The following is an 11,150-nucleotide window of genomic DNA, read 5'->3' on the forward strand; positions in this document are numbered from 1 at the left end:
GAGTCGGAACTGGCGTCGGAGTCGGAACTGGCGTCGGAGTCGGAACTGGCGTCGGTTGCTGAGAATCAACATTCTCAGCAATGCCGCTTGCTGCGGCGCTAGTAAATGCTTTGATGCTTTCAGAAGTTTGATTTGACGCTAAGTTGCCGTATGTTGCAATTACGCTTGATATATGGCCGCCCTCGGTAAACGTAACTTTGCTCAGGCTTACGCCGTCCGAGCTAACCGATCCGCCGCTGCCGTCAGACACTGTTTCTTTTGCGTCTTGGGGCTGGATTTCGTCTAGCGATGCTTGCTGTGAGGTAATGATATCGGCCGCTATAGTCTCGTCTTCAAGGTTTTCTTTTGCCGTTATGCTTTGATCTAATAGCAAAGTATCTTCGTCTACTATGGCTACGTCTTTATCGCTATTTTGCAGCATGACGGTAGCGTCTTCTTTGGTGCTTTTTACGATACTTGCTTTGGCCGGCACGACTACCCTTTACTTTAAAATTTGCGCTATTATATTGTTTTTTCTATTTTTTGTATATTGTACTTGAGTGCAGGTGTGGTTTTTTAAATTTACAACCGTAAAATCGCAAACGCGATCAAAATAGGCGCTTTTGTTTGGTATTTCGTTTAAATTTATCCATTTTTTTATTTTAAAAATGTAAAATCTCGTTTAAAAACTTAAGGCTAAAAATGACTGCGCTCCTCGTCGCCGAATACATCGGCATCGCCTCGGCAGCCACGAGCGGATTTATCTTCGCGGTTAAGCGCGACTGCGACTGGCTGGGTATCTTTATCGCCGCGCTTCTAACCGCGCTTGGAGGCGGATTTATGCGCGACGCTATCGTCTCGCGCCCGCCGTATTCGTTTACGCACTACGCTCCGTGCATTATCGTGATGGCGATGCTCTTTCTCTCGGCGTTTTTACGCCTGCACAAGCGAAGCGATATCGAGAAAAAATTCCTTTTCGTCACCACCGACGCCGTTGATCTGGTAAGCTTTTCTATCGTCGGGGCGATCGTGGCGCTACAGTTTGGCTACAACGTCTTTGGCGTCGTGCTGCTCGCGCTTTGCAACGGCGTGGGCGGAGGCATGATACGCGACGTGCTGTTTAACGAAGTGCCATGGTGTCTTAAAACCGGGCTTTACGCGACGGTTAGCATCGTCGTGGGGCTGATTTATTTTGCTATGGATTATGCGGGATTTACGAGCGTGTTTTGGGTGATGGGGCTTTTTGCGTTTGGCGTCGTGTTTAGGCTTGCGGCGTATTATCTTGGTTGGCATCTGCCGACTTTGCAGAAATAAAATCTGTCTAACTTTTTACTGCGATGCGTTAAATTTGAAAATTTGCAAAATTTACGCGCAAGATATGAAAATACGGATCCGAGCGTATAATTGAAGAAATAAAAAGCTATGCTAAAAATGCGGTGGAAATTTCGCCAAAAAAGCGCCGATAGGAGCGTCAAAATTTGGGGGACCACCCAGCGACCGTATACAAAACTGGAAAAGTGGTGAGCCGCTTCAGTTTATAGCACAGATAAATTTTAGCGAAGTATAGGAGTTGAAAAACTCGGCTCAGATAAAAACAGTATCAAATTTGGCTTGCGTTTGTCGAGTAAAAAAGCTCGGCGAACAGTTGCCAAATTTGGCTAAATCATGATTTGATTTAGCGGTAAATTTTAGTCCATTTCCGAGCTAAATTTAAAAGCCTAATCCACCTTTTGCAGTATCGCAGCGGCGATAGCAAAGCCGCCGTCGTGACTGATGGTTATTTGCGCGTCTTTTAGATTGAAATTTTTGATGATTTTTTCCGAGAGCTTTACTTTGGGGGCGTTTTTGTCGTCTTTGTAAATTTGAGCGTCAAAGAAGGAAAACTCGGCCGAGATTCCGCAACCAAGAGCTTTACTGATAGCCTCTTTAGCTGCGAAAAATCCCGCTATCGTAGCGTCCGTTTTTGCGATATTTATCTCATCGTCATTCAAAAAATATCTCAAAAAATCCTCGCCTCGTCGCTCTTTAAGTCTTGAGATTCGCGAGATCGCTACGATATCTATGCCGATCATTGCACCACAAAGTCGGTAAAGTAGATGTTTTTTATATGACCGTCGGCCAAAACCTCGTTTAGGCGGTCGACTATCTCGTCTTTTAGGCGGTTTTTGCCTTTTTGAGTGCTTACTTCTTCATACGTTTTAGACGAGAGGGTAGATACGATGATGTCTCTGATTAGCGGCTTTTTCTTGTCTATTTCAGGCGTTAGCGTCTCGGCGCTAAGCTCTAGATCAACCTTTGTTTTTAGGTATCTTGAGCCGCTTTCGCTAAGTAAATTTACGATAAACTGATCGAGTGGATAAACGGGCCCCATATTTATGTAGTCGTTTGAGCGCTTGCCTGCCGTGCTTTTTGGAGCCGCCGATTGGACTTGTTCGGTTTGCGCTTGTGCCGTTTGCCCCTGCGTAGCGTCGTCGTTACCGCTCATTAGTAAAAATGCAAGCAATCCTCCGACCACCAAAAGTAGTATCAAAATAACGATGATTATGATTAAAACTAAGCTACTGCTTTTTTTGCTTTGCGTCTCTTCAGCCATCTATTCTCCTTAAAATTTTAGCTATAATTATATCTTAAATTTTTGAAAAATGAGAAGGCAATGGTACATAAAACAAATGCCGCGAGGTTTCTAGACGGTAAAAATATCCCCTACGAGCTAGTTGAATACGAAGTGGACGAGAGCGATCTGAGTGCCGTTCACGTCGCTGCCGTTTGCGGCGAGCAAATAGAAAAAATCTATAAAACCATCGTCTGCGAATGCGAGCCTAGAGGCTATGTCGTAGCGTGCATACAGGGCGATTTGAGCTTAAATTTAAAGGCTCTAGCAAGACTTAGCGGGCATAAAAAATGCGAACTTTTAAACTTAAGAGAGCTTGAAAAAGTGACGGGCTACATCCGTGGCGGCTGCTCGCCCATAGCGATGAAAAAGGCGTTTGAAACGTTTTTTGACGAGAGGATTTTAAAACAAGACTACGTCTACGTAAGCGCCGGCGTGCGCGGAAAACAGATAAAAATCGCGCCGCAAAGCTTGATAGAAGCCATCAACGCAAAGCTCGGCGACGTCGCCGTTTAGTAAAATTTAACCCAAAAATGCTAAAATACGCCGTCTTAAAATAAAATAAATTTAAAAAGGTAAAATTTTGATAGATGAAATTTTTAGAGAATACGATATACGCGGCGTTTATGAGCGCGATCTAAATGAAACGAGCGTTAAGGCGATCGGGTTAAATTTGGGCCGAGAAATGCTACGCCGAGGCGCAAAAAACGTTAGCGTAGGATATGATGCTAGACTAAGCGCGGGCGAGATTTTCGGCTGGCTAGTTAGCGGGCTAAATTTAGCCGGGATCAAGGTCTACGATATCGGTTTGCTACCGACGCCGGTCGGGTATTTTAGCGTGTTTACGGACAAATTTGACGCAAACATAATGATAACCGGCTCTCATAATCCAAAAGAGTACAACGGCTTTAAAATCACGATTTTTAAGGATAGTTACTTCGGCGAGGATTTGCAAAAGTTAAAAGTCGCCGTACTAGACGACATCGCGGCAAAAACGCAAATCCCGAATGATCTAAGAGCTGAGAAATTCGACATCGCGACGCCTTATAAAAATTTTCTTATAGAACAGTTTGCGCATTTAAAGGCTCTGCCTCTTAAAATCGTCATCGACTGCGCGAACGGCGCGGTCGGAGCGGTTCTGCCCGAAATTTGCGAGGCGTTAAATTTAGACACTCAAATTTTATACCCCGAGCCCGACGGAAACTTCCCAAATCATCACCCCGACCCTAGTGAGGAGAAAAATTTAAGCGACCTAAAGACCGCGCTCAAGGGCGAATTTGACATAGGGTTTGGTTTTGACGGCGACGGCGACCGCATCGCGGTTCTAACCAAAAAATGCAACATAAAAGGCGACGAACTAGCCTATCTATATAGTCTTGCAATGAAAAATCCGCGAGTGCTGGGCGAGGTCAAATGCTCACAAAATATGTACGACGAGATCGACGCGCACGGCGGCAAAAGCTTCATGGGTAAGACCGGCCACAGCAACATCAAAAAGGCGATGAAGGAACTAAATATCGACATGGCGGCAGAGGTGAGCGGGCATATTTTCTTTAAGGAGAGGTATTTTGGCTTTGACGACGCGACGTACGCGATGTTTCGCGCGCTAGAGCTTGTGGCTAAAGGCTTTAACCTAGACGGCGAGCTCGATAAGCTACCAAAGGTCTTTAGCACCGACGAGATAAAAATAAAAACGACCGATGCGCAAAAATTTAAACTGGTTGCAAAGCTAAAAGAGGTTTTGGTTGAAATTTACGAGAAGGGCGACGCGCAAAATTTGCTAGCAGGCTTAGGTAAGATAGCTGAAATCATCGATATAGACGGCGTTAGAGTGAGATTTGAAGGCGGCAGCTGGGCACTAGTGCGAGCCTCAAATACGACGCCGGTTATCGTTACGAGATTTGAGACCAAGGATGAAAATTTACTGGCGCGGCTTCAAGAAAAATTTTTAAATTTGGTCGAAAATTTAAAGCAAAAGGCGTAAAAATGACAAACGTTATACTTTGCGGCGGTTCGGGTACGAGACTTTGGCCGTTGTCGCGAACGCTAATGCCAAAGCAATTTATCAGACTTTTTAACGGCAAATCGCTCTTTGACCTTACGCTTAGACGCAACGTACACGCACAAAAAACGATCATCGTTTGCAACGAGGCGCACTATTTTTTGGCGCTTGATGAATGCGGAAGTAAAAAAATAGATAAATTTATTCTTGAGCCTTTTGGTAAAAACACTGCCGCGGCGATTACGTTTGCGGCGCTTTGCTGCGATGAGGACGAAATTTTGCTCGTTACTCCGAGCGATCATTTGATCGAGGAGGAGGCCGAATACAAAAAGGCTCTTTTGATCGCAAAAAGTTACGCAAGTCAAGGATTTTTGGTGACGTTTGGCATAAAACCTAGCGAGCCAAATACCGGTTACGGCTACATCAAGGCCGATAAAAACGGCGACGTGGAGCGATTTATCGAAAAGCCTAACCTCGAAACCGCTACTAAATTTATAAAAGAGGGCGGATATTATTTTAATAGCGGCATGTTTTGCTTTAAGGCGGGTGTGTTTTTAAGCGAGATGAAAAAATATGCGCCAAGCATCGTAAAGGACGTTGTGGCGGCGATAGAGGGCTCGGCAAACGAGCCTTGCCTGCTAAAAATAAGTCCGAATTTTATGGATAAGATCGAGGATATCAGTATCGACTATGCGTTAATGCAAAAAAGCCTAAACATCAAAATGGTACCTCTTGATGCTGGCTGGAGCGATATGGGTAGCTTTGACGAGCTGAGTAAAAAGATAAAAAACGAGGGCGAGTCGCTACAAATCGACGCAAGCGAAAATTTCATCCTAACCAAAAAACCGACCGCGCTCGTGGATGTGCAAAATTTGCTCGTAGTCGACACTAAAGACGCGCTTTTGATCGCTAAAAAAGGTAGTTCGCAAAAGGTAAAAGAGGTATATAAGCACTTTTCAAATTCATTGCCTGAAATTTGCGAAACGCACACGAGCGTGTACCGTCCGTGGGGTAGCTACGAGGTGCTGGGTGAGGGCAGCGGCTACAAAATGAAAAAGATCGTGGTTAAGCCTGGCAAAAGGCTGAGTCTGCAAAAGCACTTTAAGCGAAACGAGCACTGGGTCGTCGTAGAGGGCGAGGCGCTAGTAACCATAGATGATAGTGAGATGCAGATAAAACGAAACGAGTCTATATATATAAAAAAAGGACAAACTCACCGTCTGGAAAATACTACAAACTCCGATCTAATCGTCATAGAAGTACAAACGGGCGAGTATCTGGGCGAGGATGATATCGTGCGCATTATCGACGACTACGATAGAAAGTAAGTGGTGGAGTGCATGAAAAAAGCTCTGGTTTGCGACTGGCTAGAAACCTATGCCGGAGCTGAGCGTTGCGTGCAGAGCTTTACGGATATTTGGGATGATTTTGAGGTTTTTAGCCTTGTTGATTACCTCAAATTTGACGATAGGCAAAAGATTTTAAAAGGTAAATTCGCTCGCACCGGTTTTATTCAAAATTTACCGTTTGCAAAGAGCAAATTTAGAAACTATTTGCCGCTTTTTCCGCTAGCGATAGAACAGTTTGATTTGAGCGAATTTGACGTCGTACTATCTAGCTCGCACGCCGTAGCAAAGGGTGCTTTGACGCACTCAAACCAGCTTCATATAAGCTATATCCACACGCCGATGCGCTACGCTTGGGATATGTATTTTGACTATTTGCGTCAAAACGAACTAGAGCGCGGGCTAAAATCGATGCTGGCTAGGTATATTTTACATAAAATCCGTCTGTGGGATATCGCCGCGGCAAATAGAGCCGACGTTTACGTCGCAAACTCAAATTTTATCGCGCGCCGTATACGTAAAATTTACGGCAAAGACGCCGCCGTGATCTACCCGCCCGTAGATACTGCAAATTTTAAATTAAACGAAAATAAAGAGGACTTTTACGTCACGGTTTCAAGGATGGTGCCTTATAAAAAGATCGATTTAATCGTGCGCGCCTTTAACGAAAGCGGCAAAAAGCTAGTCGTAGTGGGTGACGGCGAGCAGATGAACGAGATCAAAAACATCGCCAAAGGAAATGTTGAAATTTTAGGCTTTCGGGGTGCGCGTGAGACTGCGGAGCTGATGGGTAAGGCAAAAGCCTTCGTCTTTGCTGCCGTGGAGGATTTTGGTATAGCCCCCGTGGAAGCTCAGGCCTGCGGGACGCCCGTGGTCTGTCTGGGTAGAGGCGGGGCGAAAGAGAGCGTGATAGATGGCGTTACGGGCGTTTATTTTAGCGAGCAAAGCGAAGCTAGTCTAAACGAAGCGGTGGTAAAATTTGAAAAAAATAGCGACAAATTTGATCCACAAGCGATCAGACAAAATGCGCTAAAATTTTCAAAAGAGCGCTTTGAGTACGAGATAAAGGGGTTTGTAGAGAAAAGCTACGAGAGATTTTTGGAGGGCAAGCTATGAATCTGCGCTCTAAAATTTTGCTAAAAGCCGTGATTGATTATGCTGTCGTTATCACTAGTGCGCCGATTTGGCTTGTGGTCGTCGCCGTCATAGCCGCAGTCGTAAAGATAAACGAGCCCGGCGAGAGCGTATTTTTCAAGCAAAAGCGAATAGGGCGCTTCGGCAAGCCGTTTAGCTGCTATAAATTTAGATCTATGCATAAAAATTGGCGTAAAATTTTAGACGATTATCTCGAGCAAAATCCCGCAGAGGTCGAGCATTTTGCAAAATTTCACAAATACGAATTTGATCCGCGCATAACAAAAGTCGGCGGATTTATCAGGCGTACTTCGCTTGATGAGTTGCCGCAGCTTTTTAACGTCCTTAGACTTGAAATGAGCCTGGTTGGACCGCGTCCGTATATGTTTTACGAAAAAAAACAAATCGGTAAAAATTTAGGCAAGATAGCAAGGGTCAGGCCGGGGCTTACGGGGCTTTGGCAGGTGAGCGGCAGGAATGAAATTTCCTTTGACGAGCGTGTGAAAATCGACTGCAAATATGTAGATAATTTATCGGTTTTGGGCGACATTGGGATACTCTTTAAGACGATAGGCATCGTTTTAAAGGGATAGTTTGTATAAAATTTAATCAAATTTGGGTAGAATATAAATAAAAAATTAGGCTAATTATTGATAAAAAATAAAATAATAAACATTTATCAACTTGTAAAATTCGATTTAAAAAGCAGATACGCAAAAACTGGACTCGGTCAAATTTGGTATATCGTTTCGCCTATCGTGATGCTTTTTATATACACCGTTATATTCTCCGATTTTATGAGCGCAAGGCTTGGTATCAGCGATCAGGCTTACTCTTACAGCATATACTTGATACCGGGGCTTTTTGCGTTTTCGGCTTTTAGTAGCGCGCTGGCTATAATGATAGAAACGCCCTTTGCGAAAGCCGGCATACTGAAAAAAGTGAGCACCCCGCTTTATGCGTTTGAGCTTAGTCCGCTCATCATACAGTACATAATATTTGCATTTTCTATGTTTATCGGTATTCTGTTTTTAGCCGCTGTCAAGGGACTTAGCTTAAATTTGCTATTTCTCATTCCGCTTATGGCGCTTCAGTTTGTTTTTACCTTCGGGCTCGGGCTTTTATTTTCCGTATTTTCGGTATTTTTTAGAGATATCAAAGAGGTTGTTCCGATAGTTTTGCAGTTGCTTTTTTGGGCTACGCCGATAGTCTATCCGGCCGAGATTATAGAAAAAAAGGCGCCTATTTTGCTTGATATAAACCCGCTTTATTATTTTATAAAACCGTATCAAAATATATTTTTGTTTGACGAGTTTAAAATTTCAGATTTTATCGCTCCGTTTTTTGCGGCATCGGTTGCTTTTTTGCTGGGATTTTACTTTTATAAAAAACTCATAAGCGCCGTTAAGGACGTATTGTGAGCGTAGTTTTAAGTGTAAAAAATATAAGCAAGGAATTTAAAGTTTACGAACGCGAGAGCGACCGCTTAAAAGAGATATTTTTCGGTAAAAAATGTCACAAAAGTTTCTTTGCGAACCGCGATATTAGTTTTGATCTAAGAAGCGGCGAGAGTCTGGGCATCATCGGGCTTAACGGCGCAGGCAAATCTACTCTTTTAAAGATAATCAGCGGCGTTTTGGCGCCAAGCTCGGGCACGGTCGAGAAAACGGGAAAAATCGCCGCGATTTTGGAGCTTGGAGCAGGATTTAACTACGATTTAAACGGTATAGAAAATATCTATTTTAACGGCTATTTGCTTGGTATGGATAGAGCCTATATAGATGCAAATTTACAAAATATCATCGAATTTAGCGAGCTAAAGGATTTTATAAATTTGCCCATAAGCACATACTCCTCTGGTATGGTTGTGCGGCTTGCATTTTCCATTGCTATTTTTTCGGATGCGTCTATATTTATCATTGACGAGGCGCTGTCTGTGGGCGACGCGCACTTCTCGCAAAAATGCGTCAAAAAGCTAAAAGAGATCAAGCAGCTAGGCAAAAGCGTGATCTTCGTCTCGCACGATCTAAACGCGCTTAAACTGCTTTGCGACCGTATAATACTTTTAAAAACGGGCAGGATAGTCCAGGACGGCAATCCTTCCGATGTGCTCGATACTTACAACTATTTGATCTCCGAGATATCAAAAGAGGATGAAGAGATCAAGGTTTCTGAAAATAACTACGGCACGAAAGAGGTTGAAATTTTAGAAATTTCGATGCAAAAAGACGGCTTGCAAACTACAACCGTAAGCTGCGGCGACGAGGTAAAATTTAGCGTCAAGCTTCTGTCAAATTTGGGCAGTGAGGATACATCGATTGGGGTTTTGATAAAAGATAAATTCGGTCAAGACATCTACGGCACGAATACCGGTTTGCTAGGCGGAAAATACGCGTTTAAAAAAGGCGAAATTTACGATGTGGATTTTAAAATGCGTCTAAATATCGGCGTGGGATTATACACCTTGACCGTCGCCGTTCATCCTGACGAAACGCACATAAACGAGTGCTATCACTGGATAGATAACGCTTTAAATTTCGAGGTTATAAGCGGGGAGAAAAAAGAATTTGTCGGGCTTTGTAGGCTTGAACCGATAGTGGAGATAAAAAATGAACGATGATTTTTACGTAGCGTTTGAGGAAAAATTTAGAGGTAGCGAAGAGCTCATAAAAGAGAGGCAGAAAAAATATCTAAAATTTATAAACCCTTTAAAAAAAATAAAAGACGAAGCAAAGGCCCTAGATATCGGCTGTGGACGCGGCGAATGGATAAGCTTGCTAAACGAAAACGGTTTTAACGCTCGCGGTATCGACGTGAATGAAAGTATGGTCAAAGTAGCCTCGCAAAAGGGACTAAACGCGGCGGTAAACGACGCTCTGTGTGAATTAAAAAGCCTAGAAGAAAACAGTCTTGATGTCATAACTGCTTTTCAAGTAGTGGAGCATATCAAATTTGACGACGTGCTAGAGCTAATCAAAGAAGCAAAAAGGGTTTTGGCTCCATGCGGTATCTTGATCCTTGAGACGCCAAACCCTGAAAATATAATACTTGCGACGCATAAATTTTACCTTGATGCGTCGCACATAAAGCCTATCCCGCACGAGCTCTTGGCTTTCGCGACGCAGTATAACGGCTTTGAGCGAAATCTTGTATTTTTTACCAATGAGCATGACTATCTTGAACGCAGAGATATTTTGGAAATTTATGACGTGCTTGGTGGAGTTAGCCCGGATTACTCGGTTATTGCACAAAAAAGCGGTGATAAAAGCGATATTTTTGATAACGCTTTTAATAAAACATATGGAATAAATTTATATCAAATTTCAAGAAGATATACCGAAAGTAATGAAAACAATATAAAAACAACAATCAATGATATAAAAGATATATTAATAGCAAAACAAAATGAGCTTAATGGTATTTTAAGCAGTAGATCTTGGCGTATAACTAAGCCTTTAAGGGCTGGTAAAGATATTGTAAAAAAAATAGTTAACCTATTAAAACAATATATAAAAAATCCCAAGAGTATTATCAAACAAAAAAGGTGTAGTAAAATTTATTCATCTACGTTGACAAAAAAAGAATCGGAAATTTACGATAAACTAAAGAAGGATTAGAATGGCCCGTGTTTTAGTTGATTTAGAGTTTTTGGAAGATATCGACATATCGAAATTTAGCGGTTTAAATAAGGCTGAAATAGAATTTTTAATTTGCGCAAATAAAAATGTCGATACGTTTAATTTAAGAAAAAAACTAACAGGCTTTAACTATTATATTTTTGAGCCGACGCTTTATGTCGATGATAAAAATGATATAAAAAAATTAAAACAATATTTTTTAAAAAACACAAATTCCGATTTTATCGTGAGTTACGACGATTTTAAAAAATTTAAAATCTCTGTAACCAAACCTGAGATGACAAGTGATAAAAAGCTAAGTTTAGCTTTTTTTTCGCCGTTGCCGAATGAAAAATCCGGCATAAGCTTTTATAGCTCTGAGCTTTTGGAGGGGCTAGTAAAATATTACGATATAACGATTATCGTAGATAATCCTAAGAATATCGATGAAAATCTAAGGC

Annotated in this window: 12 protein-coding genes; 9 read left to right on the forward strand and 3 right to left on the reverse strand. The window is 42.3% G+C overall.

All coding sequences use genetic code 11. From position 1 onward, the window contains the following. Nucleotides 1-472 (reverse strand): hypothetical protein (locus ACTTJF_RS08495; RefSeq protein WP_442551582.1); only part of this gene is annotated, 472 nt, incomplete at its 3' end. Between the two features lie 209 nt (nt 473-681). On the opposite strand from ACTTJF_RS08495, the gene ACTTJF_RS08500 reads away from it, so the two are divergent. Further along, nucleotides 682-1,293, forward strand: coding sequence for a trimeric intracellular cation channel family protein (locus tag ACTTJF_RS08500; protein WP_442551583.1), 612 nt, complete (start codon nt 682-684; stop codon nt 1,291-1,293). A gap of 404 nt (nt 1,294-1,697) precedes the next feature. Here the strand turns inward: ACTTJF_RS08500 and acpS are convergent, their stop codons facing one another. After that, complete coding sequence (gene acpS, locus ACTTJF_RS08505; protein ID WP_442551584.1) at nt 1,698-2,051, reverse strand: holo-ACP synthase; 354 nt, start codon at nt 2,049-2,051, stop codon at nt 1,698-1,700. Then, nucleotides 2,048-2,572: a flagellar basal body-associated protein FliL gene (fliL, locus tag ACTTJF_RS08510; protein ID WP_442551585.1), complete on the reverse strand. Its 525-nt coding sequence runs from the start codon at nt 2,570-2,572 to the stop codon at nt 2,048-2,050. The genes acpS and fliL overlap by 4 nt, the downstream gene beginning before the upstream one ends. Before the next feature lie 60 nt (nt 2,573-2,632). Between fliL and ybaK the strand changes: the two genes are divergently transcribed. The 8 genes from ybaK (at nt 2,633) to ACTTJF_RS08550 (ending at nt 10,689) form a co-directional block, all read left to right on the forward strand. After that, nucleotides 2,633-3,106 (forward strand): Cys-tRNA(Pro) deacylase, encoded by a 474-nt coding sequence (ybaK, locus tag ACTTJF_RS08515; RefSeq protein WP_442551586.1) that lies wholly within the window; start codon nt 2,633-2,635, stop codon nt 3,104-3,106. 67 nt (nt 3,107-3,173) lie between these two features. Next, a complete protein-coding gene (locus tag ACTTJF_RS08520; RefSeq protein WP_442551587.1) occupies nt 3,174-4,574 on the forward strand; it encodes a phosphomannomutase/phosphoglucomutase in 1,401 nt (466 codons plus the stop codon). Between the two features lie 2 nt (nt 4,575-4,576). Continuing rightward, a complete protein-coding gene (locus ACTTJF_RS08525) occupies nt 4,577-5,920 on the forward strand; it encodes a mannose-1-phosphate guanylyltransferase/mannose-6-phosphate isomerase (protein WP_442551588.1) in 1,344 nt (447 codons plus the stop codon). A gap of 12 nt (nt 5,921-5,932) precedes the next feature. Next, nucleotides 5,933-7,054: a glycosyltransferase family 4 protein gene (locus ACTTJF_RS08530; protein ID WP_442551589.1), complete on the forward strand. Its 1,122-nt coding sequence runs from the start codon at nt 5,933-5,935 to the stop codon at nt 7,052-7,054. Then, entirely contained in the window at nt 7,051-7,665 is a 615-nt protein-coding gene (locus tag ACTTJF_RS08535) for a sugar transferase (RefSeq protein ID WP_442551590.1), read from the forward strand. Before ACTTJF_RS08530 ends, ACTTJF_RS08535 begins: the two co-directional genes overlap by 4 nt. A gap of 57 nt (nt 7,666-7,722) precedes the next feature. Beyond that, nucleotides 7,723-8,493, forward strand: coding sequence for an ABC transporter permease (locus ACTTJF_RS08540; RefSeq protein WP_442551591.1), 771 nt, complete (start codon nt 7,723-7,725; stop codon nt 8,491-8,493). Further along, on the forward strand, nt 8,490-9,692 hold the full coding sequence (locus tag ACTTJF_RS08545; protein WP_442551592.1) for an ABC transporter ATP-binding protein: 1,203 nt from the start codon (nt 8,490-8,492) through the stop codon (nt 9,690-9,692). Before ACTTJF_RS08540 ends, ACTTJF_RS08545 begins: the two co-directional genes overlap by 4 nt. Then, the gene (locus ACTTJF_RS08550) at nt 9,682-10,689 is read left to right on the forward strand and encodes a class I SAM-dependent methyltransferase (RefSeq protein ID WP_442551593.1); all 1,008 of its coding nucleotides are present in this window, start codon (nt 9,682-9,684) and stop codon (nt 10,687-10,689) included. Before ACTTJF_RS08545 ends, ACTTJF_RS08550 begins: the two co-directional genes overlap by 11 nt. Nucleotides 10,690-11,150: the final 461 nt, after the last annotated feature.

This window comes from Campylobacter sp., assembly GCF_052170435.1.
GTDB lineage: Bacteria > Campylobacterota > Campylobacteria > Campylobacterales > Campylobacteraceae > Campylobacter_A.

What these genes read in the sequence shown, in the direction of transcription:
- ACTTJF_RS08525 (WP_442551588.1), top strand. Translation starts at nt 4,577, where the DNA reads ATGACAAACGTTATACTTTGCGGCGGTTCGGGTACGAGACTTTGGCCG.
- ACTTJF_RS08550 (WP_442551593.1), top strand. Translation starts at nt 9,682, where the DNA reads ATGAACGATGATTTTTACGTAGCGTTTGAGGAAAAATTTAGAGGTAGC.
- ACTTJF_RS08500 (WP_442551583.1), top strand. Translation starts at nt 682, where the DNA reads ATGACTGCGCTCCTCGTCGCCGAATACATCGGCATCGCCTCGGCAGCC.
- ybaK (WP_442551586.1), top strand. Translation starts at nt 2,633, where the DNA reads ATGGTACATAAAACAAATGCCGCGAGGTTTCTAGACGGTAAAAATATC.
- fliL (WP_442551585.1), bottom strand. Translation starts at nt 2,572, where the DNA reads ATGGCTGAAGAGACGCAAAGCAAAAAAAGCAGTAGCTTAGTTTTAATC.
- ACTTJF_RS08535 (WP_442551590.1), top strand. Translation starts at nt 7,051, where the DNA reads ATGAATCTGCGCTCTAAAATTTTGCTAAAAGCCGTGATTGATTATGCT.
- acpS (WP_442551584.1), bottom strand. Translation starts at nt 2,051, where the DNA reads ATGATCGGCATAGATATCGTAGCGATCTCGCGAATCTCAAGACTTAAA.
- ACTTJF_RS08530 (WP_442551589.1), top strand. Translation starts at nt 5,933, where the DNA reads ATGAAAAAAGCTCTGGTTTGCGACTGGCTAGAAACCTATGCCGGAGCT.